At 57.4% G+C, this 25,151-nt stretch carries 25 protein-coding genes, 1 pseudogene and 1 riboswitch; of the genes and pseudogenes, 11 read left to right on the forward strand and 15 right to left on the reverse strand.

Features of this window, described 5'->3' with window-relative positions; translation table 11 throughout:
* Positions 1-46: 46 nt before the first annotated feature.
* Positions 47-1,144 carry a redox-regulated ATPase YchF gene (ychF, locus tag AC2FI8_RS13620; RefSeq protein WP_496767093.1) on the reverse strand — a complete coding sequence of 366 codons (1,098 nt, stop codon included), beginning with the start codon at positions 1,142-1,144 and terminating at the stop codon, positions 47-49.
* Positions 1,145-1,342: 198 nt separating this feature from the next.
* Here ychF and AC2FI8_RS13625 point away from each other — a divergent pair, with 198 nt between their 5' ends.
* The 9 genes and pseudogenes from AC2FI8_RS13625 to hmuQ all read left to right on the forward strand — a co-directional run bounded on the left by AC2FI8_RS13625 (position 1,343) and on the right by hmuQ (position 9,833).
* Positions 1,343-1,828 carry an acyloxyacyl hydrolase gene (locus tag AC2FI8_RS13625; protein WP_496779541.1) on the forward strand — a complete coding sequence of 162 codons (486 nt, stop codon included), beginning with the start codon at positions 1,343-1,345 and terminating at the stop codon, positions 1,826-1,828.
* 79 nt (positions 1,829-1,907) lie between these two features.
* Positions 1,908-2,699: a tryptophan synthase subunit alpha gene (trpA, locus tag AC2FI8_RS13630; protein WP_496726827.1), complete on the forward strand. Its 792-nt coding sequence runs from the start codon at positions 1,908-1,910 to the stop codon at positions 2,697-2,699.
* A 153-nt stretch (positions 2,700-2,852) separates the two neighbouring features.
* Positions 2,853-4,019 carry an alpha-hydroxy acid oxidase gene (locus AC2FI8_RS13635; RefSeq protein WP_496779543.1) on the forward strand — a complete coding sequence of 389 codons (1,167 nt, stop codon included), beginning with the start codon at positions 2,853-2,855 and terminating at the stop codon, positions 4,017-4,019.
* A 266-nt stretch (positions 4,020-4,285) separates the two neighbouring features.
* Complete coding sequence (locus AC2FI8_RS13640) at positions 4,286-4,942, forward strand: 50S ribosomal protein L25/general stress protein Ctc (protein ID WP_496767097.1); 657 nt, start codon at positions 4,286-4,288, stop codon at positions 4,940-4,942.
* A gap of 201 nt (positions 4,943-5,143) precedes the next feature.
* Positions 5,144-7,024 (forward strand): annotated as a pseudogene (locus AC2FI8_RS13645) (DUF3604 domain-containing protein).
* A 90-nt stretch (positions 7,025-7,114) separates the two neighbouring features.
* Positions 7,115-7,795, forward strand: a complete 681-nt coding sequence (gene pth / locus AC2FI8_RS13650) for an aminoacyl-tRNA hydrolase (protein WP_496779545.1) — start codon at positions 7,115-7,117, stop codon at positions 7,793-7,795.
* 82 nt (positions 7,796-7,877) lie between these two features.
* Positions 7,878-9,041 (forward strand): serine hydrolase domain-containing protein, encoded by a 1,164-nt coding sequence (locus tag AC2FI8_RS13655; RefSeq protein ID WP_496779548.1) that lies wholly within the window; start codon positions 7,878-7,880, stop codon positions 9,039-9,041.
* A 9-nt stretch (positions 9,042-9,050) separates the two neighbouring features.
* Positions 9,051-9,428, forward strand: coding sequence for a DUF2237 family protein (locus tag AC2FI8_RS13660; RefSeq protein WP_496767100.1), 378 nt, complete (start codon positions 9,051-9,053; stop codon positions 9,426-9,428).
* Positions 9,429-9,512: 84 nt separating this feature from the next.
* Entirely contained in the window at positions 9,513-9,833 is a 321-nt protein-coding gene (gene hmuQ, locus AC2FI8_RS13665; RefSeq protein WP_496779550.1) for a heme-degrading protein HmuQ, read from the forward strand.
* Positions 9,834-9,864: 31 nt separating this feature from the next.
* Here hmuQ and AC2FI8_RS13670 read toward each other — a convergent pair whose 3' ends face one another.
* The 8 genes from AC2FI8_RS13670 to AC2FI8_RS13705 form a co-directional block, all read right to left on the reverse strand.
* Positions 9,865-10,488 (reverse strand): class I SAM-dependent methyltransferase, encoded by a 624-nt coding sequence (locus AC2FI8_RS13670; protein ID WP_496779552.1) that lies wholly within the window; start codon positions 10,486-10,488, stop codon positions 9,865-9,867.
* A 50-nt stretch (positions 10,489-10,538) separates the two neighbouring features.
* Positions 10,539-11,786, reverse strand: coding sequence for a tryptophan synthase subunit beta (gene trpB, locus AC2FI8_RS13675; RefSeq protein ID WP_496767103.1), 1,248 nt, complete (start codon positions 11,784-11,786; stop codon positions 10,539-10,541).
* A 67-nt stretch (positions 11,787-11,853) separates the two neighbouring features.
* The gene (locus AC2FI8_RS13680) at positions 11,854-12,192 is read right to left on the reverse strand and encodes a hypothetical protein (protein ID WP_496779554.1); all 339 of its coding nucleotides are present in this window, start codon (positions 12,190-12,192) and stop codon (positions 11,854-11,856) included.
* A gap of 43 nt (positions 12,193-12,235) precedes the next feature.
* Positions 12,236-12,877, reverse strand: coding sequence for a phosphoribosylanthranilate isomerase (locus tag AC2FI8_RS13685; protein WP_496779556.1), 642 nt, complete (start codon positions 12,875-12,877; stop codon positions 12,236-12,238).
* Positions 12,878-12,886: 9 nt separating this feature from the next.
* Positions 12,887-13,237: a lipopolysaccharide assembly protein LapA domain-containing protein gene (locus AC2FI8_RS13690; protein WP_058273237.1), complete on the reverse strand. Its 351-nt coding sequence runs from the start codon at positions 13,235-13,237 to the stop codon at positions 12,887-12,889.
* Positions 13,238-13,244: 7 nt separating this feature from the next.
* Positions 13,245-13,529 (reverse strand): integration host factor subunit beta, encoded by a 285-nt coding sequence (gene ihfB / locus AC2FI8_RS13695; RefSeq protein WP_037310872.1) that lies wholly within the window; start codon positions 13,527-13,529, stop codon positions 13,245-13,247.
* Between the two features lie 270 nt (positions 13,530-13,799).
* Positions 13,800-15,476: a 30S ribosomal protein S1 gene (rpsA, locus tag AC2FI8_RS13700; RefSeq protein WP_496779557.1), complete on the reverse strand. Its 1,677-nt coding sequence runs from the start codon at positions 15,474-15,476 to the stop codon at positions 13,800-13,802.
* A 248-nt stretch (positions 15,477-15,724) separates the two neighbouring features.
* Positions 15,725-16,000 (reverse strand): DUF6525 family protein, encoded by a 276-nt coding sequence (locus AC2FI8_RS13705; RefSeq protein WP_496779559.1) that lies wholly within the window; start codon positions 15,998-16,000, stop codon positions 15,725-15,727.
* Positions 16,001-16,215: 215 nt separating this feature from the next.
* Here AC2FI8_RS13705 and AC2FI8_RS13710 point away from each other — a divergent pair, with 215 nt between their 5' ends.
* Positions 16,216-17,691, forward strand: coding sequence for a sulfatase family protein (locus AC2FI8_RS13710; RefSeq protein WP_496779561.1), 1,476 nt, complete (start codon positions 16,216-16,218; stop codon positions 17,689-17,691).
* Between the two features lie 95 nt (positions 17,692-17,786).
* Here the strand turns inward: AC2FI8_RS13710 and AC2FI8_RS13715 are convergent, their stop codons facing one another.
* Together AC2FI8_RS13715 and AC2FI8_RS13720 are read right to left on the reverse strand one after the other, a co-directional pair.
* Positions 17,787-19,475 carry a tryptophan halogenase family protein gene (locus AC2FI8_RS13715; RefSeq protein ID WP_496779563.1) on the reverse strand — a complete coding sequence of 563 codons (1,689 nt, stop codon included), beginning with the start codon at positions 19,473-19,475 and terminating at the stop codon, positions 17,787-17,789.
* A gap of 306 nt (positions 19,476-19,781) precedes the next feature.
* On the reverse strand, positions 19,782-20,306 hold the full coding sequence (locus AC2FI8_RS13720; RefSeq protein ID WP_496779565.1) for a hypothetical protein: 525 nt from the start codon (positions 20,304-20,306) through the stop codon (positions 19,782-19,784).
* A 218-nt stretch (positions 20,307-20,524) separates the two neighbouring features.
* Here AC2FI8_RS13720 and AC2FI8_RS13725 point away from each other — a divergent pair, with 218 nt between their 5' ends.
* Positions 20,525-21,004, forward strand: coding sequence for a YHS domain-containing (seleno)protein (locus AC2FI8_RS13725; protein WP_496726812.1), 480 nt, complete (start codon positions 20,525-20,527; stop codon positions 21,002-21,004).
* A gap of 24 nt (positions 21,005-21,028) precedes the next feature.
* Here AC2FI8_RS13725 and cmk read toward each other — a convergent pair whose 3' ends face one another.
* The 4 genes from cmk to metK all read right to left on the reverse strand — a co-directional run bounded on the left by cmk (position 21,029) and on the right by metK (position 25,078).
* Positions 21,029-21,655, reverse strand: a complete 627-nt coding sequence (cmk, locus tag AC2FI8_RS13730; protein ID WP_496779567.1) for a (d)CMP kinase — start codon at positions 21,653-21,655, stop codon at positions 21,029-21,031.
* A 5-nt stretch (positions 21,656-21,660) separates the two neighbouring features.
* Positions 21,661-23,013 (reverse strand): 3-phosphoshikimate 1-carboxyvinyltransferase, encoded by a 1,353-nt coding sequence (gene aroA / locus AC2FI8_RS13735; protein ID WP_496779569.1) that lies wholly within the window; start codon positions 23,011-23,013, stop codon positions 21,661-21,663.
* Between the two features lie 68 nt (positions 23,014-23,081).
* A complete protein-coding gene (gene trmB, locus AC2FI8_RS13740) occupies positions 23,082-23,792 on the reverse strand; it encodes a tRNA (guanine(46)-N(7))-methyltransferase TrmB (protein ID WP_496767110.1) in 711 nt (236 codons plus the stop codon).
* A 104-nt stretch (positions 23,793-23,896) separates the two neighbouring features.
* Positions 23,897-25,078, reverse strand: a complete 1,182-nt coding sequence (gene metK, locus AC2FI8_RS13745) for a methionine adenosyltransferase (RefSeq protein WP_496767111.1) — start codon at positions 25,076-25,078, stop codon at positions 23,897-23,899.
* A gap of 5 nt (positions 25,079-25,083) precedes the next feature.
* Positions 25,084-25,132: riboswitch (SAM-SAH riboswitch) on the reverse strand.
* Positions 25,133-25,151 lie beyond the last annotated feature (19 nt).

Below are 25,151 nucleotides of genomic sequence, written 5' to 3' on the forward strand. Positions count from 1 at the left end.
TATCGCAAAACCCGCCTGTCGAATGGTGTTCGCGCCCAGCGCACCCTTAAGTGTTGAATAGGAAATGCATCACATCGCCATCCTTGACGATGTAGCTCTTACCTTCGGCCCGCATCTTGCCTGCTTCCTTTGCGCCCTGTTCGCCATTCGCAGCGATGTAGTCGTCATAGGCGATCGTCTCAGCGCGAATGAAACCTTTTTCGAAATCGCCATGGATCACACCAGCGGCCTGCGGCGCGGCGGTGCCCGTGCGAATGGTCCAGGCGCGGGCCTCTTTCGGGCCAACGGTGAAATAGGTTTCCAGTTTCAGCAGGTCATAGCCGGCACGGATCAGGCGGTCGAGGCCGGGCTCTTCCAGACCCATCTCCTCAAGGAACATCTGCGCCTCGTCTTCTTCCAGCAGGCTAATCTCTTCTTCGATCTTGGCGCTGATGATGACGTGGGAATTGCCTTGAGCGGCGGCCATTTCAGCCACGCGGGCGGAATATTCGTTACCCTCGGCGGCTTCTTCCTCGGACACGTTGCAGACATAGAGAACCGGTTTTGTGGTCAGCAGCTGCAGCATCGTCCATGCCTTGGCGTCTTCGTCAGAGACTTCGACCAGACGCGCGGGTTTGCCGTCTTCCAGCATCGCCTGCGCTTCAGCCAGTAAACGTTCCTGCTGCTGCGCCTCTTTGTCATTGCCTTTCAGCTTTCGCACTAGATTGGCGCGGCGCTTTTCGATGCTTTCCAGATCGGCCAACATCAACTCGGTCTCGATGGTATCAGCATCGGCCACAGGATCGACGCGGCCGTCCACGTGGGTCACATCGCCATCTTCGAAACAGCGCAGCACGTGGGCAATGGCATCAGTCTCGCGGATGTTGGCCAGAAACTGGTTGCCCAGCCCTTCACCTTTCGAAGCACCCTTCACCAGACCGGCAATATCCACAAAGGTCATGCGCGTCGGGATGATTTGCTTGGAGCTTGCGATGGCGGCCAGCTTGTCCAGCCGGTCGTCGGGGACGGCCACATCGCCCACATTGGGTTCGATCGTGCAGAACGGGAAATTAGCCGCCTGCGCAGCTGCGGTTTTGGTCAGCGCATTGAAGAGGGTCGACTTACCCACGTTCGGCAGACCCACGATTCCCATTTTAAAGCCCATGACGGCCTCCTGCATAGCATTCGAGCGCAGCTTCTATGCAGGTCGGGCACAATGCGCAAGCCAGCGGGCGCATTAGGTACGCAAGGGCGTTTTGACAACACAATTGATTGTCACGGCTTTGTGCGCTTGCGCACATTGAAACGAGAGCACTAGAATCACCAATTAGCCATTTAGAAAAATTGAATAGTGAATGCTGACATGAGATCTTTCGTTCTTGCCCTTGGGGTTCTTTTCGCCACGACCTCCGCACACGCACAATCAGTTGTCTTCGGTGCCGGATATGCAGATTTTTCCGAAAGTGACGCAAAAGACCAGGCCGCCTTTTCGGTCGAATACCATCATCGCCCTTTCTACGAGGCAACGCGCCTGTCCGCGACATGGGGTGGTGCGCTGACCGTGGACGAAGCCGGTGACGTTCATGTGGGTGCTGGCCTGATCGGTACATACACTTTCGCTGAACGCTGGTTCGTAGAGGGCAGCGTCATGCCCGGCTATTTCTCTGAATCAGAGGAATTGAACGACCTGGGCGGCAGTTTCCAGATCCGCAGCCTGTTGGGCGTCGGTTATACGCTGAACAACGGCAACAAAGTCTCTGTTGCGATTACGCATAAATCGAATGCAAGCACGCAACAGGAAAACCCGGGCGTCAATTCCGTGCTGCTGCGATACCACCTTGCGTTCTAGGGGCTGCGCTGCGAACCGGGATTGATTTCTTTTCAAAGTTTCTGCACATCAGGTCTGAACCTGATTGCAAGGACAGCTTATGACCCGTATCGACGCCAAGTTCGCCTCTCTGAAAGAACAGGGAAAGAAGGCGTTCGTCGCCTACATCATGGCCGGAGACCCAGATTTTGAGACTTCGCTTGAGATCGTGAAGGGCCTGCCCGGCGCAGGTGTCGATGTCATCGAACTGGGCCTGCCCTTTACCGATCCAATGGCAGACGGCCCGACGATCCAGGCCGCCGGTCAGCGCGCACTGGACGGTGGAATGACCTTGCAGCGAACCTTGGATCTGGCCCGCGCCTTCCGCGAGACCGACGATACCACTCCGATTGTGCTGATGGGCTACTACAACCCGATCTATAACCGCGGCGTCGATAAGTTCCTTGCAGATGCCAAGGAGGTCGGAATTGACGGTCTGATCGTCGTCGACCTGCCACCAGAAGAAGATGAAGAGCTATGCCTGCCCGCACAAGCCGCAGGTCTGAACTTTATCCGTCTGGCCACGCCGACCACCGATGACAAGCGCTTGCCCCGCGTTCTGCAGAACACATCGGGCTTTGTGTATTACGTGTCAATCACCGGCATTACCGGTGCGGCCGAAGCCCAAGCTACAAATGTTGGCCCCGAGGTCGCCCGCATCAAATCCGCAACCGATTTACCAGTGATCGTCGGGTTCGGAATCAATACACCTGAAAAATCACAGGCAATCGCAACTGTTGCTGATGGTGCAGTGGTCGGCTCTGCTATCGTCAGCCAGATCGCTGCAGGCAAGCCCACCGGCGAAGTATTGGATTTCGTGAAATCTCTGGCTGACGGCGCACACTCAGCCTGATTGAGACCTGATCAATTTTCAACGCGGTCGGCCCTGTCCGGCCGCGTTTTTTGTTGCCCGGAGTTCGTGGCGTCGCATCGCAAAGTCCCGGCGTTGCGAGGGCCTCAAATGGTTGGTAAACAAAAAGAACCAATCCAGCGAAGGCCGAAACAAATGCCCGTTATTACCAATATCGACGACCTGAAACGCATCTACGAACGCCGCGTGCCGCGCATGTTTTTCGACTATGCCGAAAGCGGCAGTTGGACCGAACAAACCTTCCGCGAGAACAGCTCGGATTTCGAAGATATCAGGCTGCGCCAGCGGGTCGCCGTGGACATGGACGGGCGCTCGACTGCAACGCAGATGATCGGGCAGGATGTTGCGATGCCGGTGGCTCTGGCCCCAGTTGGCCTGACAGGCATGCAGCACGCGGACGGTGAGATGAAGGCAGCAAAGGCTGCCGAGGAGTTCGGTGTGCCCTTCACCCTGTCGACCATGTCGATCAATTCGATCGAGGATGTCGCAGGGCATACAAGCAAACCCTTTTGGTTCCAGCTTTATGCTATGAAGGATCAGGATTACGTCGGTCGCCTGATCCAGCGCGCCAAGGATGCCAAATGTTCGGCATTGGTGATCACCCTGGACCTGCAAATTCTGGGGCAGCGCCACAAAGATCTGAAAAATGGCTTGTCCGCGCCGCCGAAACTGACCGCCAAGACAATCGCAAACCTCATGACCAAATGGGCTTGGGGGATCGAGATGCTGGGCGCACATCGGCGCGAGTTTGGCAATATCGTTGGTCATGCCGAAGGCGTTTCTGATGCCTCATCGCTGGGTGCGTGGACGGCCGAGCAATTCGACCCCAGCCTCGATTGGAAAAAGGTCGAAAAGTTGGTGGAGCAGTGGGGCGGCAAGGTGATCCTGAAGGGCATTCTGGATGCCGAGGACGCCAGGATGGCGGTTAAGCTGGGCGCCGATGCCATCGTTGTTTCAAACCACGGCGGGCGACAGTTGGACGGGGCGCTCAGTTCGATCCGTGTCTTGCCTGAAATCATGGACGCAGTTGGTGATGCCGTCGAAGTCCATCTGGACAGTGGCATCCGGTCCGGGCAGGACGTTCTCAAAGCGCTGGCACTTGGGGCCAAGGGCACTTACATCGGTCGCGCTTTTGTCTATGGGCTGGGTGCGATGGGCCAACAAGGTGTCACGACCGCGCTGGATATCATCCACAAAGAGCTGGATACCACGATGGCCCTGTGCGGCGAGCGGGATGTGAGCAGTCTGGGTCGTCACAACCTGCTGATCCCCGAGGGTTTCGGCGGCCGATGGCAAGCCTGATCTCGCAAAACCTTCCAGCAAACCATTTCAAAGGGGGCTCTGCCCCACCGCAGCAAGCTGCGATTCCCCCGAGATATTTTCTGCCAGATGAAGCACGGGATCCGATCTTCATCTGGCCCCAAATATCCCGGAGCGCGAGGCAGAGCCTCGCAAAGTATGAAGACCGCGAAAAACCCCTTTTCAAACCTGACAATTCAAGCTAAGGACGCGGCTTCACGCGGGCATACAGCCTTGGAGGATGCCCGCCCTAACATTGGAGAATTATCATGGCTGGAGAGATTCCTGATCTCGTAGCTCTGGAACGGACGGGGACAGGCAAGGGCGCCGCTCGTCAGGCACGCCGCGACGGCATGGTTCCGGGCATCGTATTTGGTGGCGACAAAGAACCGCTGCCGATCCAGATCCCGTTCAACGAACTGTTCAAGCGCCTGAAAGCTGGCCGGTTCAAGTCGACCCTGTGGAACCTGAAGGTTGAAGGCCAGGAAGACGTTCGCGTCATCTGCCGCGACGTTCAACGTGACGTCGTCAAAGACTTGCCGACCCACCTGGACCTGATGCGCCTGCGTCGCACCACCAAAATCGCGCTGTTCATCCCGGTTGAGTTCATCAACGAGGAAGAAGCACCCGGCATCAAGAAGGGCGGCGTTCTGACCGTTGTCCGTCCAGAGGTCGAACTGATGTGCACCGCAGGTGATATTCCTGAGAAAATCACCGTTGACGTGACCGGCATGAACATCAACGACGTTGTCACCATTTCGTCGGTCGATCTGCCCGAAGGCACCAAGCCGACTATCGACCGTGACTTCGTGATCGCGAACATCTCGGCACCGACTGGTTTGTCGACAAGCGACGACGAAGAGGGTGAAGAAGGTGAAGTGGCCGCAGACGAAGTTGAAGTCGTCGGTCAGGAAGCCGAAGAATAAGTTCAGGTTTAACTGGACTGAAAATGAAACGGGGTTCCATCGGAGCCCCGTTTTTTTCAAATGCACATTTTCGCATTTGATCGCAGACTGTGCTAAGTTCGCTGCCAGTGGCCCAATTGGAATGCCACCAGCTCATCGAATAGTTCAGCGGAGCACGCGATCATGAGACCCCAATCAAATTTCCTACCAGCCCTAATTTCAATGGCCGTCAGCGTCGGTTTCGGATCTTCGGTCACTGCGCAAGTGCAGGACACTCTGCCCAGTAAGGATGACGTTGCTGAACGTTTCACGTCAGATCATTTCTCGCCATATGCCGGTAGAAACTTTCCGACCCGACCGCTTTGGGGTGACACACATCTTCATACCCAGGTGTCCGTTGACGCCGGAACCATGACCCGTCTTAGCCAAGACGACGCGTTTCGGTTCGCGCGAGGCCACGAAGTCACTACGACGCATGGATTGCAGGTAAAGCTTTCCCAACCACTGGATTAGCTTGTAATCTCGGACCATGCCGAAATGTATGGGCTAATGCCCCAGTTACTTGGCGGGGATCAGAATGTTCTGTCGACCCCGCAAGGCAAAGCCTGGTACGACGCGCTTACCAGCAACGACAACGACATTGTCTTTGCCACCGCTATGGAAATCGTGGCGTCGTTGTCCGGGAATGAGCCCCCGATCGACAATCCCAAAGCCATCAAGGACGCTTGGCAGAACTATACGGCCCTTGCGGACCAGTACAACGAGCCCGGCGTTTTTACCGCTCTGATCGGTTACGAGTGGACGTCTGAGGGCGGAGACAACATCCACCGCAACGTGATCTTCCGGGATGCTGCGGCCAACGCCAATCAGGTACTTCCGTTCTCGCAATTCGACAGTAAGAACCCTGAAGACCTATGGGCACACCTGGCCGACTATGAGGATCGGACAGGCGGTGACGTGCTTGCAATTCCCCATAATGGCAACCTGTCCAATGGTCGCTTGTTTTCAGTTTCGAACTTTGACGGGACGCCCTTATCGGAAGAAAACGCGCGCCTGCGTGCGCGGTTCGAACCGGTCATCGAAACTACGCAGATCAAAGGTGACAGTGAAGCGCATCCGTTTCTCAGCCCCGATGACGAATTCGCGGATTTTGACACGTGGGACGCGTCAAACCTGAACGGGACCGAAGCCAAGACTCAGGACATGTTGCAATACGAGTATTCCCGCGAGGCTTACAAAACCGGTCTGATGCTGGAAGAACAACTGGGCATCAACCCCTACAAGGTCGGTCAGATTGGTTCGACTGACGCGCATACTGGCATGGCAGCCGTGGAAGAGGAGAACTTCTTTGGCAAGCATTCCGGCGTGGAACCGGAGCCAAACCGCTGGGAACATTTGGTTATCGGAGCCCCCGACCCCGAGTTCTCAATCTATGGCTGGAAACAGGCCTCGGGTGGATATGCTGCTGTTTGGGCCATGGAGAATACCCGCGAGGCGATCTTTGACGCGCTCGAGCGGCGCGAGGTCTACGGCACCACCGGTTCACGTATGCTGGTGCGGTTCTTCGGCGGCTGGGGTTTTGCAGAAGAAGATGCTCTGTCTCGCCTGCCTGCCGATCTTGGCTACGCCAAGGGCGTACCGATGGGTTCGGATCTACCCGCCAGAACCGGCGACGGTGCCCCGAATTTCCTGATCGCAGCACTGAAAGACCCCTATAGCGGCAATCTCGACCGTGTACAGGTCATCAAAGGGTGGCTGAACGCAGACGGGACGCGTGGAGAAAAGGTCTATGACGTGGCATGGGGCGGAGATCGTGTGCCCGACGCAGACGGCAAATTGCCTTTGGTCGGGAACACGGTCGATGTGGGAAACGCGACTTGGACCAACACAATTGGTGCACCGGAATTGATCACCTATTGGCAGGACCCGGATTTCGACCCGTCGCAGCGGGCCTTCTATTATGTCCGCGTCATCGAAATCCCGACGCCGCGCTGGACGGCCTATGAGGCCAAAAGGTTCAACGTCCAGATGGATGCCGACGTGCCGATGACCACAACCGAACGCGCCTATACCTCTCCGATCTGGTACACGCCCAAAGGCTGAAGCTCGTCTTTTGCACCTTGCCATCACTGGATTTTCGATCCATTTCGGGGCATGAGGGGCAAGTCCTACTAGGAGGCGCAGAGCAGAGTCATGAAACTTTTTGTCGGACTGGGAAATCCGGGGCAGAAATACGCCCGGAACCGACACAATATCGGGTACATGGCACTGGACAGGATTGCCGACGATCACGGTTTCGGCCCGTGGAAATCAAAGTTTCAGGCAGAAATCGCCGAAGGGCGGCTGGGGTCAGAAAAGGTGCTCTTGGTTAAACCGCAAACCTTCATGAACCGTTCCGGCCAATCCGTGGGCGAAGCCATGCGGTTTTATAAACTGGACTCGACCGATGTAACCGTTTTTCACGATGAGCTGGATCTTGCGCCGGGCAAGGTGCGCGTCAAAGCGGGTGGAGGTCACGCCGGGCACAACGGGTTGCGATCGATCCACGAGCATATCAGCCCTGCCTATGACCGGGTGCGTCTGGGCATCGGGCACCCGGGGCGCAAGGAAATGGTCTCGCCCTACGTCCTGAGTGACTTTGCAAAGGCGGATGCGGACTGGTTGGAAGACGTGCTGCGAGGCGTATCCGACGGTGCCGGCCATCTGGCCAATGGCGATGGAGGCAAATTCATGAACGCGGTCGCATTGCGGACCGCACCACCGCGTTCATCGAAAACTACTGCGAGCGAAGCAAAATCCACCCCAAAGCCCGCACCGGAACCCGAGACCGACAACAGGTCAGCCATGCAAAAACTGATGGACAAGTTCAAATAGGACCAGCGACGTTGCCGCTACGTCTCAATTGCGAACTGCGCCCGTCCGCGCTCCAATACGGTACGAAAGAGGGAGGAGACATATGCGAACCCTGATCAAATGGGTGCTGCGCATCGTTTTGATGTTGGTGCTGGCTGCGGTGGTCGTTGGCTTTTGGAAGCGCGAAGAAATTAAGCGCCTGATGGCCGTGAACTCTTTGTTTTCCGAAGAAAAGATCATTCACAACTTCTCTCACATGGATGACGCCTTCCTGACTGTCGACCTGCCAAGGGGGGAAGGTACGACATTCGAACTGCCCTACGGCCCCGGTTTTGACCTGCCCGAGAGTACGGACAAATGGATCGAAGACCGGGCCGTCACCTCGCTGCTTGTCATGCAGGACGGGCAGATCAGGTTCGAAGAATACTATTTGGGGACCGCCCCCGAGGATCGCCGGATATCCTGGTCGGTCGCCAAAAGCTATCTGTCCGCCCTGTTCGGCATCCTGATGGCCGAAGGCGCCATCGACTCCCTGGACGATCCAGTGGTCAAATACGCCCCGAAACTGCAGGGGACGGCCTATGACGGCGCAACGATCCGCAATGTTCTGAACATGGCCAGCGGTGTGACTTTCGACGAGGATTATCTGGACTACAACTCCGACATCAACCGAATGGGTCGCGTCGTCGCCCTGGGTGGAGAGCTGGATGACTTTGCCGCCTCGCTGAACGAAACGTTCGTCGAGCCCGGCGAGACATGGCAATATGTCTCGATCGACACCCACGTTATCGGCATGGTTGTTCGCGGTGCGACGGACCGGTCTGTGGCTGACTTGCTGACCGAAAAGATCATTGAACCACTGGGTCTTGAACACGACGGTTACTATGTCACCGATGGTGCCGGCGTGGCTTTCGTCCTGGGCGGGTTGAACTTCACCACTCGCGACTTTGCGCGGTTTGGACAGATGATCCTGCAAAACGGCGAGCATAACGGTCAGCAGATTGTACCCGCCGAATGGATTGCGGAATCCGTTTTTCCCAGCGCCCCCACCAAGGCCGGAGAGATCGGCTATGGCTATCAGTGGTGGATCCCCCTTGGCGCGCATGAAGGTGAGTTTCTGGCCCGTGGCGTATATGGCCAGTACATCTATTTCGACCAACCGCGCGGTGTTGTTATCGTCGCAACCGGGGCTGATCGCAATTTCCGCGACGATGGTGTCAACGAGGCGAACATAGAAATGTTCCGCACGATCGCTCAAAGCCTGTAAGGTGTGCTCATGCAAAAACTGGACAGCATAAACGTTCTGGGGGGCGTCCTTGCCCCCTGCTCCCGCGATCCACAGACCGGGTTCTTTCGGGACGGGGCCTGTAACACCTGCGCCGAAGATCAGGGCAGTCACACGGTCTGCGCGGTCATGACGGCCGAGTTTTTGGCCTATTCCAAATATGTCGGCAATGACCTGAGCACACCGCGCCCTGAATTCGACTTTCCCGGTCTCAAACCCGGTGACAAATGGTGCCTTTGTGCCGGGCGTTTCCTGCAGGCCCATGACGAGGGCTGCGCGCCCAAGGCCGACCTTGAGGCCACGCATCAGCGGGCGCTGGACATCGTCCCTATTGGAATCTTACGCGAATACGCCGCGAAACCCGATTGACCTCGGGGACAAAACCACATCAAAGAAACCCGCCAGCCGACACTTTGTTTAGCAAGCGCAAAACCGTTAAAAACGAGGTAGGCTATGAGCTTTATCGCGATGAACCGCTTCAAAGTCCGTCTGGGCAACGAAGCCGATTTCGAATCCGTTTGGAAAGACCGCGAAAGCCGCTTGAAAGAACTGCAAGGGTTTCAGGAGTTTCGCCTTCTGAAAGGCCCCGAAGACGACGGATATCGGCTGTATTCCAGCCATGTGATCTGGGACAATCGCAGCGATTTCGAAGCCTGGACCAAGTCCCAACAATTCCGGGATGCGCACAAAAAAGCTGGCAACGGCAAGACGCAGTCGGCTCTGGTGGGACCACCTCAGTTCGAGGGGTTCGAAACGGTTTTGCATCAGAACTGATCAATCCATGTCGCCAACACCGGATTGATGTTTACACGGCGCGCGCCAGATAGCCACGCGATGTGCGCGAGGGCGGACCAGTTGGAAAACTGTGCTCCGCCTCCAGCAGCCACCCCGCATCCTTTAGCATCTTGGCCACCTGTTGCGGCCTGTAGGACCGGTGACGCCATTGAAGCCAGATAATCGCGTTGCACCAGTGCGGTTTGCTAACGACCAGCCATAGCTTTGCCGCTGGCGTGGCGTGCCTGCGCATGTGGTGTAGGGCATCGGTGGGGTCGCTGCAATGTTCAAGGACATGGGCGGCGAGAATGCAATCAAAGGGCTCGGCTGGGTGAAATTTCTCCAACCGTGATCGGGCAGTCTGGGTCGTAACGCCCCTTTGGGCCAATGCACCCTCGGCCTGTTTCAGCATTTTCCCGGATGGCTCGAGCAGAGTGACCCGACCTTTGGGTTGAATGACTGCACGTGCCTCGGCAAAAGCGCCGGTCCCGCACCCGACATCCAGCCCGTTCCGGCCTAAATCATCTGCTGAACCAGTCGACAGAAACCCCAGATAGGCGTCAAAATAGCCCAGCAGACGCATCTTATCCGCCCAGCCGGGTGCCGCGGCATCGTATTTTTGAGCGAGTTTATCTGAACTGGACGCGTCCTGCATGCCCACCAGCGTGGCATGAAAGACCCGGGACGCAAAGCCCCGGGTAGTCGTTAGCCAGCAGTACGTCCTTCGGTATCGGACATGTCGAAGTTCAGGTATTTGGCCACAGTCTGAACGTCCTTATCGCCGCGCCCGCACATGTTCATGCAGATCAGGTGATCCTTGGGCAGCTCTGGCGCGATCTTCATAACATGTGCCAGCGCGTGGCTGGGTTCCAACGCGGGGATAATGCCTTCGGTTGCACAGCACAGCTGGAACGCTTCCAGCGCCTCTTTGTCGGTGATCGAGACATAGTTCGCGCGACCGATGTCATTCAGCCAGGAATGCTCAGGCCCGATGCCGGGGTAATCCAGACCGGCCGAGATCGAATAGCCTTCAAGGATCTGGCCGTCATTATCCTGCAGCAGGTACGTGCGATTACCGTGCAGCACACCAGGGCGACCGCCGGTCAGCGAAGCGCAATGCTCCATCTTTTCGTTCACACCTTTGCCGCCCGCCTCAACACCGATGATGTTGACGCTCTTGTCGTCAAGGAACGGGTAGAACAGACCCATCGCATTCGACCCACCGCCGATGGCGGCGATAAGCGTATCGGGCAAACGGCCTTCGGCCTTTTGCATCTGCTCCTTAGCTTCCTTGCCGATGATTGACTGGAAGTCACGCACCATCGCCGGATACGGGTGCGGGCCCGCCACAGTGCCGATGCAGTAGAACGTGTCGCGCACATTGGTCACCCAGTCGCGTAGCGCGTCGTTCATCGCGTCTTTCAGCGTGCCTCTGCCGCTCGTCACCGGAATCACTTCGGCACCCAGCAAACGCATACGGAAGACATTCGGTGCCTGACGCTGCACGTCGTGCGCGCCCATGTAGACCACACACTTAAGGCCAAACTTGGCGCAGACGGTGGCGGTGGCCACGCCGTGTTGCCCTGCCCCGGTTTCCGCAATAATTCGGGTTTTACCCATGCGCCGCGCCAGAATGATCTGGCCCAGAACATTGTTGATCTTGTGTGCGCCGGTGTGGTTCAGCTCATCGCGCTTGAGATAGATCTTCGCGCCGCCCAGGTGCTCAGTCAGGCGTTCTGCGTAGTACAGCGGCGAGGGGCGACCCACGTAGTTCGCCCACAGATCGTCCATTTCAGCCCAGAAAGTCGGATCATCCTTGGCCTTCTCATATTCCTCTTCCAGCGACAGAATCAGCGGCATCAGCGTTTCGCTGACAAACCGTCCGCCGAAGATGCCAAAGCGGCCCTGTTCGTCGGGACCGGACATGAAGGAATTGAATAGATCGTTGGCCATGGGTGTCTCCCTCGTCGTACCCGTTGTTCATAGGAGGTGCTGACAGGTTTTGCCATGGCAAAACGTATCATTTTGTGGGCCTGTATCGATGCTTCCAGATCCGCAGGGCCTGCTCTTCGGTCGGCACCGCGATGCATGAGAAATGGTGGAACTCGTGCGTGATGGACAACCGGTCTGACACCGCAAGAACGCGCCTGTGTGGTCCCGAATGGGCAAATGTCAGCATGGCCTCGGCGTCTTGCCAAACACTGAGTGAAAAGTAGAGCCCACCGTGAGGGAACATCTGCGCATGCACGCATAATGGGTCACCACGCGCCTGCTTCAATGCTTGTCCTGCGCGCCAAAAGAACTCTGGCGCGTTGTACCAATGGTTCAGGGTAACCCCGCCAATCGCTGCAAGCATCATTGCTCCTCCCCGACGTTATATACGGGGGAGGTCAGCAAGCAGATCAATGGGCGGCGGACACGAATTCAGAAATCTTAATGGAGTCTTTAACTCCGGGCGAACTTTCGACGCCGGAAGATACATCAACCTGTTTTGCGCCGGTCATCCGGATCGCCTCGGCAACGTTGTCTGGCGTCAGTCCCCCGGCCAGCATCCACGGCTTTCGCCAGTATTTCCGGCCGGCCAGCAGCCGCCAATCAAAGGCCAATCCATTCCCGCCCGGCAGTTCGGATGTACGCGGAGGTTTCGCGTCGATCAGCAACTGATCTGCAACCTCGGAATACAGGTCAATTGCGCTCAGATCCTCGGCCTCGGCGATGCCGATTGCTTTCATCACCGGCAGGCCAAATCTGTCGCGTACTTCTGAAACCCGCTGCGGTGTTTCCTTGCCATGCAATTGCAACATGTCCAAGGGCACGCGTGCGATGATACGGTCCAGTTCTTCGTCCGTCGCATTCACGGTCAGCGCGACCTTGGCCACGCCTGCAGGAACAAGCTGCGCCAGCCCTGCCGCTGCATCAAGGGCTAGATGCCGCGGCGATTTTGAGAAAAAGACAAAGCCGACATAGCGTGCACCGGCATCAGCCGCAGCGCGCACGTGATCAGGTGCGGTCAGCCCGCAGATTTTAACAGCTACGTTCGTCATAAAAGTGCCTTAGCTGGCTTCGTCCAGCAGAGCCAGAACGTCGTCCTTGCCCTCGTTCTGCTTTTTCTTGAGCTTCTTGACCTCACGCTCAAGCTTGCGCACTTCTCCGGTCTTGGTCGAGGCATCGCGGCGGTGTTTATGCTCGCGCAGCCATTCCCACAGGAAGCCGATGATCAAACCGGCCACAACGCCGCCCAGCACCACGATGAACAGTGGCAAAGACGTTGAGAAATTGAGCCCCAGCAACTCGGCCAGGGCATCCGGCATCAGCTTCAACTCGACGATCTGGCGATTGGCCAGCGAGATTGACACAAGAACGATCCCGAGGATCGCCAGGAAAGCATATCGAAGGTAACGCATCATGGTGTCAGGCTTTACCGTTCAATCGGTCCCTTAGCAACTTGCCAGTTTTGAAGAATGGAACACATTTTTCTTCGACCTGCACGGTCTCACCCGTACGAGGATTGCGGCCAACACGCGCGTCACGTTGTTTGACCGAGAACGCACCGAAGCCGCGCAGTTCAACACGGTCGCCACGCGCCATGGCATCTGTCACTTCTTCGAACACGGTATTCACAATCCGCTCGACATCACGCTGATAGAGATGCGGGTTTTCGTCGGCGATTTTCTGAATCAGTTCTGAACGGATCATGAGTGTTACCCTCCCAGGCGACCGGTTAACCATGTCTATACTTCTGGACAGTATAGGAAAAAACCGTGATCGGGGGAACGTAAACTCTGTGTGCAAAGCATTCATTTTACAGCAAAGTCGCGCGATTTTTTGCTTGTTCAGGCAAAATCCGCTCTTAAAGCGTGAACGACGGCCGCAATAAGCCCAAATTTTGGAACATATTGATTCGCAACAAAAACGGCCCCGCGCGTCTGCACGGGGCCGTAAATTCGGCTGAAAACCAGCCTGAGCTTAGTCGCCGGATTTCAGCGCTGCACCCAGGATATCGCCCAGCGATGCGCCCGAGTCGGAAGAACCGTACTGTTCCACGGCCTCTTTCTCTTCGGCGATCTCACGTGCCTTGATCGACAGACCCAAACGGCGAGTCTTGCTGTCGACATTGGTGACGCGGACGTCGATCTTGTCGTTAACCGAGAAACGCTCGGGGCGCTGCTCTGCACGGTCACGCGACAGGTCGGAACGACGGATGAAGGACTTCATGCCTTCGTATGCCACCTCGATGCCGCCATCTTCGATCGCAGTGACTTCGACAGTGATGATCGAACCGCGCTTCACGCCGCCAACGGCTTCTGCGAACTTGTCACCACCCAGGGCTTTGATCGACAGCGAGATACGCTCTTTTTCCACGTCAACTTCCGAGACAACGGCCGAAACCATGTCGCCTTTGCGGTAGTTCTGGATCGCATCTTCGCCACGTTCGTCCCACGACAGGTCGGACAGGTGAACCATGCCGTCGATGTCGCCTTCGAGGCCAATGAACAGACCAAATTCGGTGATGTTTTTGACTTCGCCTTCGACTTCGGTGCCCTCGGGGTGTGTTTCTGCAAACACTTCCCACGGGTTGCGCATGGTCTGCTTCAGGCCCAGAGACACGCGACGCTTGGCGCCGTCGATTTCCAGAACCATGACGTCGACTTCCTGGCTGGTCGAAACGATCTTGCCGGGGTGGACGTTTTTCTTGGTCCAGGACATCTCGGACACGTGCACCAGACCTTCGACACCGGCTTCCAGCTCGACGAACGCGCCGTAGTCGGTGATGTTGGTGACGCGACCCTGATGGACCGAGCTCAGCGGATACTTGGCAGCAACCAGATCCCATGGATCTTCCTGCAGCTGCTTCATGCCCAGGCTGATGCGGTGGGTCTCTTTGTTGATCTTGATGACCTGAACCTTGATGGTTTCGCCGATCGTCAGGATCTCGGACGGGTGATTCACACGACGCCATGCCATGTCAGTGACGTGCAGCAGGCCGTCAACGCCGCCCAGGTCAACAAACGCACCGTATTCGGTGATGTTCTTGACCACGCCTTCGACGGTCTGACCTTCGGTCAGGTTGCCAATGACTTCGGCACGCTGTTCGGCACGCGATTCTTCCAGGATAGCGCGGCGCGACACAACGATGTTGCCACGGCGGCGGTCCATTTTCAGAATCTGGAACGGCTGCTTCAGACCCATCAGCGGGCCAGCGTCGCGCACGGGGCGAACGTCAACCTGCGAGCCGGGCAGGAACGCAACTGCGCCACCCAGATCGACGGTGAAGCCACCTTTGACGCGGCCAAAGATTGCACCTTCGACGCGCTGGTCGTCGGCATATGCTTTTTCCAGACGGTCCCATGCCTCTTCACGGCGGGCCATCTCGCGCGAGATGACAGCTTCGCCACGGGCGTTCTCTGCGGCGCGCAGGTAGACTTCTACCTCGTCACCAACTGCGATTTCAGGAGCTTCGCCGGGATTCGCGAATTCTTTCAGATCAACGCGGCCTTCCATTTTGTAGCCAACGTCGATGATGGCTTGGCCGGCTTCGATCGCCAGAACCTTGCCTTTGACAACAGAACCCTCTTCGGGCGTGTCCATTTCGAAGCTTTCGTTCAGGAGGGCTTCGAATTCCTCCATGGTTGTATCAGCCATCTGGCAGTGTTTTCCTTTACATACGTTTTTACTGGCCGAGCGGTTGTCTCCGCCGGTCTTGTTTCATGGTGTCATCGGACGTGACCCGGTGCGCCACTGAGCAAACAAACACAAAGGGCCGAGGTGACCCGGCCCTGCTCAGTAACGTCATCCGGACGTTGACCGCCCTTGTGTTGACAGCGCGCGTATATGCGGAATTCTCGACATGTGCAAGAGGAAAGCCTTGATATACAGGGCATCGGCCGCCGTCACACTCGGCGCGCCATGTCCCAAACGCGCCCGTCCCGTTGCAACATGGACTGCTCAATCGCATTCAATCGCGAATAGGCATCATCGGGACTATGCGCGCCGCCTACTTTACGCCAAATGCGCAGCGCCGAGGCCGGGCTCCACGGTAAACAAGCCGAGGCAAGCCACAATCGCAATTCGGCAGGCAACGCGTCATAGGCCTGCATTGGCGATCCCGTCTGCCGGCGGCGTTTGATCCGGCTGCGCAGGATTCGGTTCTTTCTGCGGTCAGTCATTGTGCGCTCCGTTCATCGGCGCGCACGTACCCAGACTGTCGGGTGTCAACGGATATCGTCATGCTCGCTCGATAGTTTTGCTATGTTATTACATTAGAATAAACCATGTGCAACCACTCTCGTTAGGCGCAACTCCCGATTCCTGCGAAGAATGTCGTGTTTCGAACAGCAAAGTCTGCGCCACTTGCGAAGCTTTGAAAAAGTCGGAGGATCTCATGCGTCAAGACCTGAACTTTCTCGTCATCATTTCAGACGAACACCGCAAAGACGCAATGGGATGCGCTGGCCATCCGATTGTCAAAACGCCCAATCTGGATGCACTGGCCGCGCGCGGAACGATGTTTGAGTCCGCCTACACGCCTTCACCCATGTGCGTACCCACACGGGCGGCGCTTGCGACCGGAGACTGGGTTCACACGACAGGAAACTGGGACAGCGCAACACCCTATGACGGACATCCGCGCAGCTGGATGCGGCAGGTGCGCGATGCAGGGCGCGAGGTCGTCTCTGTTGGAAAACTGCATTTCAGGTCCAACGAAGACGACAATGGCTTCTCGCGGGAAATCCTGCCGATGCACGTGGTCGGAGGTGTCGGCTGGGCCGTTGGGCTATTGCGCGAAAACCCACCAGACTATGATTCGGCATCCGAGCTGGCGGGTGATGTGGGCGTCGGGCCCAGCACCTATACCGATTACGATCTGGACATTACCGCAGCAGCTGAAGCCTGGTTGGCCGATCCCACGCGTCAGGAAAAACCCTGGGCTGCATTTGTGTCGCTGGTCAGTCCGCATTATCCCCTGACCTGTCCCAAGGAATGGTACGCCCTTTACGACCCAGCTCAGATGGATTTGCCGGTCGGGTATGGCAAAGGGCTGCCGGATCATGAAGAGCTGCGCAACATCGCTGCGTTCTTCAACTACGATGACTATTTTGACGAACAGAGAATGCGCGAAGCCAAGGCGGCTTACTATGGTCTGACCTCACTGATGGATGATTGCGTGGGGCGCATCCTGAAAGCCTTGTCCGACAGTGGTCATGCTGAAAATACGGTCGTGATCTATGTATCCGACCACGGTGACATGATGGGGGATCAGGGGTTTTGGACCAAACAGGTAATGTATGAGGCCAGTGCAGGAATTCCGATGATCGCGGCCGGCCCGGGTATCCCGTCGGGGCGACGTATTACCACATGTACCAACCTGACCGATATCGCTGCAACCGCCCGGGACGTCTGCGGCGTCGAAGACGACGACGGCAACGCTGGTCAGCCCGGCTTGTCTCTGATCGGGTTGGCCAATGCGCCGGACGACCTTGAACGGACCGGTTTCAGCGAATACCACGATGGTGGGTCAAAAACCGGCAGTTTCATGGTGCGATGGGGCAAGTGGAAATACGTCTACTATGTCGGTCAGCCCCCGCAATTGTTCGACCTGTCAACCGATCCTCAAGAACAGACCAACCGCGCGCTGGATCGGGTAAATGACCCGCAGGTTCGGACTGCGCTGGTCGAAGGGGAAAGCCGTCTGCGCGAAATTTGTGACCCCGAAGAGGTCAACGCCCGCGCCTTTGCCGACCAGCGAAAGAAAATCGAAGACCTGGGCGGAGAAGAAGCCTGCCGCACGGCCTTTGTCTTCAATCACACGCCCACCCCGTCCGAGCAGGAAAAGCTGCGTGAAGGACCCGCGCTTTAGCGCAGGCATTTTACATTTCTCTAGTAGGCCCTTGGTCCGCGCAGCGCAGTTCAATGCTGCCATCACTGCAATGCTGCGCGGAGCGTCCGGTACGTCTAGAACAATTGCAGATCTTTCCTGCCACTTTGGATTTCGGCAAGGTTCGGCATGTTCTGGATTGCCACGGGTGCAAGTTGTTCGCCCGGCATCGCGACGGTCGGCTGCATCGCTGCCGACTTACCGAAGGCTGGGGGTTGCTCCAGCTCTCCTCGGATATCGCGCAGCAGTGTTTTGTGATCCGGCATCGCCTTGAGGATCTGCGCAAGATCCACCTTCGCGCCCTTCCACCACTGGAACCAAATCGGTTTCTTCAACGGTCGCAGACGATCACGGATGCCGGTCCCATAGCCGGTGTCATAGACCTGCTTGCCCAAAAGAACCGTCTGATAAACGCGGAAATTAAACAGTGTGGCGAATTCGATATCGTGTTCCATGGGCAGGCGGTGCTGCCACAATTCCAGGTTTTCGGCCAAACGATCCGGTATCTTCATCTCTGTGCGCGCATCGATCCAATATTGATCATCCGTGCGGTTGCCCAGGCGATAGTGCAGACAGATGAAATCCAGGACCTCGTCATACATCTTGTTCATTTGCCGGTTATATCTGGCCCGCAGCGATGGTTCGATATCGCGTGTAGGCAGGTGTTCTGCGAACCAGCGCACTGCATGATCAACCATATGGATCGCGGTACTTTCCAACGGTTCAATGAACCCGCCGGACAAACCGATTGCCAGACAGTTCTTGACCCAGGCATTGCGCACGCGCCCGATGCGCATTGGAATCACACGCGGTGTCAAACCTTTTCCGCTGTCGCCTAGCCATTCAAGATATTCATCGGCCGCCTGATCATCCGTGCGATGCGCCGATGAATACACATAGCCCGTGCCCACACGGTTGTAGAGCGGCACCCGCCATGTCCAACCGGCACCCAGCGCGGTAGACCGGGTGACGCTTTCGATTTTCTCTGGGTCGGGATGTTCGATTTGTAACGCCATGGCGCGGTCGTTGGGCAGGTATGCCGAGTAATCCATAAACGGCTCACCCAGAGCCTTGTTGATGATCAAGCCGCGGAACCCGGTGCAATCTATGACCATCTCGATGTCGTGGCGGCCCTTACGCTCTAACATCAGATGGCTGACATTGCCCTGTTCATCCAGCTCAACCGCCTGCACCTCATCCTGAATGTGCTCCACCCCGCGCTTGGTGCAGACCTTGGTCAGCATGCCCGCAAATTTCACAGCGTCCAGATGATAAGCATAGCCAAACCGTTGCTCGAACTCGGGCTGACCCAGCGGTCGCCCCCCCTTGCACAGGCGGGCCAGATCGTCATGCGGCGAGATGGATTGCGTAAAGTCCCTATCGCCGTTGCCAAAGCGCAAGAAATATTCGGCGGCTTCCAATCCTTCCAACAACTGACCGTGGGCAAAAGGGTTCACATAATCGATGCGATTGCCCTTTGCGTCCTTGTTCCAATTGCAGAACTTCACACCCAGCTTGAACGACGCATTTGTCTCGCGGAAAAAATCCCGCTCGGAAATGCCCGCCTGACGCAGAGTGACCGGCATGCGCGGTACCGTGGCCTCACCAACGCCAACGGTGGCGATATTGGGGCTTTCGATCAGGCAGATGCGCGGGCGATCCTTAGGGGCCGAGGTGCGTGAAAACACCATGTCCAGTATCAGCGCGGTCATCCAACCCGCCGTGCCACCACCCACGATAGTGATCTTACGCAAACGATTATTCATATTGTTCTATCCCTGTTCGCTTGAGGGATTTCTTGGCTGCTTCCCCTTTTTGTTTTTGAGGATTGTATGGCAGCCTTCCCTTCTGGCATGGGCAAAGCATAGCAGGTTTCCTGCGTCCAGCTAGGGTCTAGCGCGCCCTGACCTCAATGTACTTTTCTTCTTTCGGCAAAGCGACGCTCGGTCACGGCACCCTGCCCCGGGCAGTACACTTAACCGCAAAGCGTTCAAGGCAAACCGGGCCGCCAATGCACCGAAGCTTCTGCGAGGCAACTTGAAATCAGAGCAAACGCAATTCCCGGGCGCGTGTCAGATTTCCTCGCCTTTTTTCAGAAGTTCTTCGATCAGATCGCGCTGCAGATCCTGGCTGTCGCCCCCTCCAAACTCCGCCGCGCCGCCGGTGTACAAGGTGCCATAGGTCTTGGCGATGTTCACTGTCTGGGCCAGCCCCGAGATCAGCTGGTTCTTGTCCAGCCGGGATAGCGGATGGATGTACGCAGCCCACAAAATATCATTCGCAATCGCGTAACGCGCGTCCAGCGTACTGTCAAAATTCGCCTGCATCACGCGTTCAAGGTCAGCGGGCGACAAATCTTCGGCGCTACCAATCGCGACCATGGCCCGCATCCGGTCTGCATTGATATCCGTAACGACCAGCACCGTTACGTCCCCAACCTTCAGCTCAAACCCCGGTCCAAACGGTTTCGCGTCAGGATCGAGCGCAAAGATGATCTTTCCCAACCGCTCATACGTCATTGGGGGTTCCGGCTCAGCCGTCTCTTGAGCCAACGCACCTCCGGCAAGGAAAAACATCAAAAAGGCTAGTCGGATCATGGCATCGCTCCTGCAGGCTATAGACCGACAATAGGGTCGGGGCGCAGACCTGACCAAACAAAGCTTGGTGAACAGTATTTCGAAGGCACTGACAGCTTTGAACGATCTGCAAGATACTCGGGGCTTTCTGCGATAGCTCGTTCAGAACCGAGTTCCTAGCTTTGGTTCAGCGGCTGGCAGACCTGCTGGCCGGACTCTGAACCGGAAAGGAAACACAAATGAAATCTATCGTTCTTACCACCCTGATCGCCACATTGCCCCTGATCGCGGCCCCGGCCTTTGCTGCGGATGAAATCAACGTATCAAACGGTATTTCTGCCGCCGGTGCGCCGCTTGCCGCGCATGGGGTCGATCTGGTGACACTCGTTAACGACGGCAACCCGGTCGATGGCTTTGCCACACACTCGGCCACTTACGACGGCGCATCTTATTACTTCACCAGCGCCGCCAACCGCGAAGCGTTCGAGGCCAACCCGGCGGCCTACCTGCCACAACATGGCGGGTTCTGTTCGTTCGGCGTTTCTGTCGGCAAAAAATTCGACGGCGATCCGGATCAATACCTGGTGGCTGACGGAAAGCTGTATCTGTTCCTGAACGCAGATACCCGCGCGGCGTTCCTTGAAGATGTCTCTGCCACATCTGAAACCGCTGACAATCAGTGGTCCAAGATCAAAAGCATCGCGGTCGGAGAGCTGTAATCTAACAGCCAAAGGCCCGCGAAGTTACGATTTTGCGGGCCTTGCCTTCTCGATGACCTCGACAGCCTTTGCTAAGGCGGCTTCGATGCTCAGATCTGACGTGTCCAGCAGGACTGCATCCTCTGCTGGCTTCATGGGCGCGGTGCTGCGTTCCGTATCCCGCGCGTCGCGCTCTTTTACGTCCGACAGCACCTGTTCCTGAGAGATATCATTGCCCTTCGCGGTGAGCTCAAGAAACCGACGCTCAGCCCGAACTTCGGGGCTGGCGGTGACGAACAGTTTCACCTCGGCCTCGGGACAAATTACCGTACCGATGTCGCGACCGTCCAGCACAGCGCCCCCACTGCGGCGTGCAAAAGCACGCTGGAAGTCAACCAACGCGGCCCGAACCTCGGGGATTACAGCTACTTTTGAGGCCGCCCGCGCGATCTCGGCCGTGCGCAAATCGCCCTGCTCCAACTCTTCGGGGGTCAGAGCTTGTGCTGCCGCAATCGGCCCCAGTCCCTGCAAAGTCCGCCTGCCGACCGCGCGGTACAAAAGCCCGGTGTCCAGATGCGCGAACCCAAATTGCGCCGCAACCGCCTTTGAGATCGTGCCCTTCCCTGCCGCAGCTGGTCCATCAATGGCGATAGTGAATTGTGAATCCGACATCAAACCTACCGATTATTTCGTTGCAGTTTCGCACCCAACTTGGCCATCAAAGGTTCAAAAATCGGGAACGACGTCGCGATCGGGCCCGCGTCGTCGACGGTTACACCCTTTTTGGCCCCCATCCCCAAAATCATGAACGACATGGCGATCCGGTGGTCCAGAAAGCTTTCGCAGGTGCCGCCACCGGGGACGTTGCCGATGCCCAGCCCCTCAACCGACCACCATTCATCACCTTCTTCGATGGTTACACCATTGGCACGCAGGCCCCGGGCCATTGCGTCGATCCGGTCGCTTTCCTTCACGCGCAGCTCTTTTACACCGCCCATCATCGTGACGCCGGTGGCATTTGCCGCAACTACGGACAAAACCGGGTATTCATCTATCATCGAGGCTGCGCGTTCCGGTGGAACATCGATCCCCTTCATATTCGGCGAGTACTTTGCGCGCAGATCGGCGACAGGTTCGCCGCCTTCTTCGCGCTCATTCTCATAGGTCAGGTCTGCACCCATCTCGCGCAGCGTGGTGAACAACCCTGCTCGGGTAGGGTTCAGGCCGATGCCCGGCACCAGAACGTCCGACCCCGGCGTGAGTAGCGCAGCGCAGACCGGAAAGGCCGCGCTGGACGGATCGCGCGGAACGGCGATGACCTGCGGTTTCAACTCGGGGCGACCGGTCAGGGTGATAACTCGGCCTTCATCAGTGTCCTCAACGGTGATTTCCGCGCCAAAGCCCGCCAGCATACGCTCGGAATGGTCACGTGTGGCCTCTTTCTCGATCACAACGGTTTTGCCGGGGGCATTGAGGCCAGCCAGCAGTACCGCAGATTTTACCTGGGCGGAAGGTACGGGTACCTCGTAGCGCACCGGCGTGGAGTCAGCCGCGCCAACGATAGTCATCGGCAAGCGTCCCCCTGAACGGCCCACCGATTGCGTTCCAAACAGCGCCAGCGGATCTGTGACCCGCGCCATGGGGCGTTTGTTCAGGCTCGCGTCGCCTGTAAAAGTCGCCGAAATCGGACAGGTCGCCATCGCGCCCATAATCAAGCGCACGCCGGTGCCCGAGTTGCCGCAATCGATCACCTGATCGGGTTCGGCAAAGCCACCGACACCTACACCATGCACGGTCCATTCGCCGCCACCATGATCGGTGACCTCGGCCCCGAAGGCGCGCATGGCCTTGGCGGTGTCCAGAACATCTTCGCCTTCCAACAGGCCCGAGATCCGGGTCTCGCCCACGGCCATCGCGCCCAGAATCAACGACCGATGCGAGATTGACTTGTCACCGGGCACCTCTGCCGTTCCGGTCAGCGGGCCGCAAGGATGCGAGGTCATCGGGATGGGCGTGCCGTGTCCGGACATGGGGGCTCCTGTTTTCGCTATCAGTTCAAGGCGGATTAGCGAATTGGGGCCGGTTGGTCCAGCCGCAATCAGTCTTTGCGGCGGAAGGTCAGGTAGTGTGGCGTACGGCCTTCACGCAGGGCTTTTTGTTCATAGCGGGTGGAAATCCAGTCATCCCACGGCTCGCGCCAGTCGGCAGGGCGCTCGGCCAGCCATTCGAACCCGGCGCGTGGCACCTCTTCCAACGTCTGGCGCACATAGTCGGGAATGTCGGTAGCAACGCGGAAAATAGACCCCGGCTTCAGGGCGCGGGCCAAAGGCTCCAGATGTTCCTGCGTCACGAAACGGCGACGGTGGTGCCGCGTTTTGGGCCAAGGGTCGGGATAAAGTAAAAAAGCGCGTGAGATGCTGGCCTCGGGCAGAACATCGAACAGATCGCGCACATCGCCTGGATGCACCGCCAGATTTTCGACCCCGGCCTGACGAATCTTACCCAACAGCATAGCGACTCCGTTGATATACGGTTCGGCCCCAATAATGCCGGTATCGGGGTTGCTGGCAGCCTGGTGCACAAGATGCTCACCCCCACCAAAGCCGACCTCAAGCCAGACGTCCCTGCCATCGAACAGAGCGTTCAGATCCAGCGGATGGCGTTCGGGATTGGTTTCCCAATCCACCGCACCCGGTGACAGTGCATCAAGGTCTTCGTTCAGATACGTCTTTTGGCTGGGCTTCAGGGTTTTCCCTTTGAAGCGGCCATAGAAGTTTCTGCGCGGGCGTTGTGGGGTCTGGGTGCTCATGGCGGTGGCCATACTGCGACACCGAGGTTGGTTCAAGAGGGGCGTAGTAATCACCGGCCAACAAAAAAAAGCGCGCCGATGTCGGCGCGCTTTGATAATTCGGATCAGACGGCCGCTTTCAGCGCATCGGCCAGATCGGTCCGTTCCCAGCTAAAACCGCCATCCGCCTCGGGTTCGCGGCCAAAGTGGCCGTAAGCCGCCGTGCGCTGATAGATAGGTTTGTTCATCTGCAGGTGCTGCCGGATGCCGCGCGGGGTCAGATCCATGACCTGACCGACAGCCTTTTCGATTTCTGCGTCCGGGATTTCACCAGTGCCGTGAGTGTCGGCGTAGATCGACAGCGGCTTGGAAACGCCGATCGCATAGCTTAGTTGGATCGTGCAGCGTTCTGCCATTCCGGCAGCCACAACGTTCTTGGCCAGATAACGCGCGGCATACGCAGCCGAACGGTCCACCTTGGTCGGATCCTTGCCCGAGAACGCGCCACCGCCGTGCGGCGCTGCGCCACCATAGGTGTCTACGATGATTTTGCGCCCAGTCAGACCTGCGTCACCATCCGGGCCACCGATCACGAATTTGCCCGTGGGATTCACGTGCCACTCGGTATCGTTGCTCAACCAACCTTCAGGCAGGGTTTCACGGATATAGGGCTCTACAATCGCGCGAATGTCGGCCGAAGTCAGCGCTTCGTCCAGGTGCTGTGTCGACAACACGATCGAGCTGACACCCACAGGTTTGCCGTCACGGTAAATGACCGACAATTGCGACTTGGCATCAGGGCCCAATGCGGGCTCGCTGCCATTCTTGCGCACTTCGGCAAGACGGCGCAGGATCGCGTGCGAATACTGAATTGGGGCCGGCATCAGCGCAGGCGTTTCAGTGGTCGCATAACCGAACATGATGCCCTGGTCACCGGCACCTTCGTCCTTGTCTGCCGCTGCATCCACACCTTGGGCGATGTGCGCGGACTGTTCGTGCAGCAGGTTCGTCACCTCGACGGTTTCGTGGTGAAATTTGTCCTGCTCGTATCCGATGTCTTTGATACAGGCGCGCGCAATCTCGTCGATGCGGCCCATGTAATCGTGCAGCTTTTCCTGATCAGACAGACCAACTTCGCCACCGATGACGACCCGGTCGGTCGTAGCAAAGGTTTCGCACGCCACGCGCGCTTCGGGTTCTTCATTCAGAAATGCGTCAAGTACGGCATCGGAAATCCGGTCGCAAACCTTGTCCGGGTGCCCTTCGGAAACAGACTCCGAAGTAAATGTGTAGTTCTGTCGGGACATGAAAGTGCTCCATTAAGATTATCCCATCACGTCAGGAAGCCGTTGTAATGAGCATGCAACGGGATACGCATCA

Source organism: Ruegeria sp. CDSB029 (genome assembly GCF_059611125.1).

What these genes read in the sequence shown, in the direction of transcription:
- cmk (WP_496779567.1), bottom strand. Translation starts at nt 21,655, where the DNA reads ATGTCGGATTCACAATTCACTATCGCCATTGATGGACCAGCTGCGGCA.
- ychF (WP_496767093.1), bottom strand. Translation starts at nt 1,144, where the DNA reads ATGGGCTTTAAAATGGGAATCGTGGGTCTGCCGAACGTGGGTAAGTCG.
- hmuQ (WP_496779550.1), top strand. Translation starts at nt 9,513, where the DNA reads ATGAGCTTTATCGCGATGAACCGCTTCAAAGTCCGTCTGGGCAACGAA.
- trpB (WP_496767103.1), bottom strand. Translation starts at nt 11,786, where the DNA reads ATGGCCAACGATCTATTCAATTCCTTCATGTCCGGTCCCGACGAACAG.
- AC2FI8_RS13690 (WP_058273237.1), bottom strand. Translation starts at nt 13,237, where the DNA reads ATGCGTTACCTTCGATATGCTTTCCTGGCGATCCTCGGGATCGTTCTT.
- rpsA (WP_496779557.1), bottom strand. Translation starts at nt 15,476, where the DNA reads ATGGCTGATACAACCATGGAGGAATTCGAAGCCCTCCTGAACGAAAGC.
- AC2FI8_RS13725 (WP_496726812.1), top strand. Translation starts at nt 20,525, where the DNA reads ATGAAATCTATCGTTCTTACCACCCTGATCGCCACATTGCCCCTGATC.
- trmB (WP_496767110.1), bottom strand. Translation starts at nt 23,792, where the DNA reads ATGAGCACCCAGACCCCACAACGCCCGCGCAGAAACTTCTATGGCCGC.
- AC2FI8_RS13720 (WP_496779565.1), bottom strand. Translation starts at nt 20,306, where the DNA reads ATGATCCGACTAGCCTTTTTGATGTTTTTCCTTGCCGGAGGTGCGTTG.
- aroA (WP_496779569.1), bottom strand. Translation starts at nt 23,013, where the DNA reads ATGTCCGGACACGGCACGCCCATCCCGATGACCTCGCATCCTTGCGGC.
- AC2FI8_RS13685 (WP_496779556.1), bottom strand. Translation starts at nt 12,877, where the DNA reads ATGACGAACGTAGCTGTTAAAATCTGCGGGCTGACCGCACCTGATCAC.
- AC2FI8_RS13655 (WP_496779548.1), top strand. Translation starts at nt 7,878, where the DNA reads ATGCGAACCCTGATCAAATGGGTGCTGCGCATCGTTTTGATGTTGGTG.
- AC2FI8_RS13715 (WP_496779563.1), bottom strand. Translation starts at nt 19,475, where the DNA reads ATGAATAATCGTTTGCGTAAGATCACTATCGTGGGTGGTGGCACGGCG.
- AC2FI8_RS13660 (WP_496767100.1), top strand. Translation starts at nt 9,051, where the DNA reads ATGCAAAAACTGGACAGCATAAACGTTCTGGGGGGCGTCCTTGCCCCC.
- AC2FI8_RS13635 (WP_496779543.1), top strand. Translation starts at nt 2,853, where the DNA reads ATGCCCGTTATTACCAATATCGACGACCTGAAACGCATCTACGAACGC.
- AC2FI8_RS13680 (WP_496779554.1), bottom strand. Translation starts at nt 12,192, where the DNA reads ATGATGCTTGCAGCGATTGGCGGGGTTACCCTGAACCATTGGTACAAC.
- ihfB (WP_037310872.1), bottom strand. Translation starts at nt 13,529, where the DNA reads ATGATCCGTTCAGAACTGATTCAGAAAATCGCCGACGAAAACCCGCAT.
- trpA (WP_496726827.1), top strand. Translation starts at nt 1,908, where the DNA reads ATGACCCGTATCGACGCCAAGTTCGCCTCTCTGAAAGAACAGGGAAAG.
- metK (WP_496767111.1), bottom strand. Translation starts at nt 25,078, where the DNA reads ATGTCCCGACAGAACTACACATTTACTTCGGAGTCTGTTTCCGAAGGG.
- AC2FI8_RS13640 (WP_496767097.1), top strand. Translation starts at nt 4,286, where the DNA reads ATGGCTGGAGAGATTCCTGATCTCGTAGCTCTGGAACGGACGGGGACA.
- AC2FI8_RS13710 (WP_496779561.1), top strand. Translation starts at nt 16,216, where the DNA reads ATGCGTCAAGACCTGAACTTTCTCGTCATCATTTCAGACGAACACCGC.
- AC2FI8_RS13625 (WP_496779541.1), top strand. Translation starts at nt 1,343, where the DNA reads ATGAGATCTTTCGTTCTTGCCCTTGGGGTTCTTTTCGCCACGACCTCC.
- pth (WP_496779545.1), top strand. Translation starts at nt 7,115, where the DNA reads ATGAAACTTTTTGTCGGACTGGGAAATCCGGGGCAGAAATACGCCCGG.
- AC2FI8_RS13705 (WP_496779559.1), bottom strand. Translation starts at nt 16,000, where the DNA reads ATGACTGACCGCAGAAAGAACCGAATCCTGCGCAGCCGGATCAAACGC.
- AC2FI8_RS13670 (WP_496779552.1), bottom strand. Translation starts at nt 10,488, where the DNA reads ATGCAGGACGCGTCCAGTTCAGATAAACTCGCTCAAAAATACGATGCC.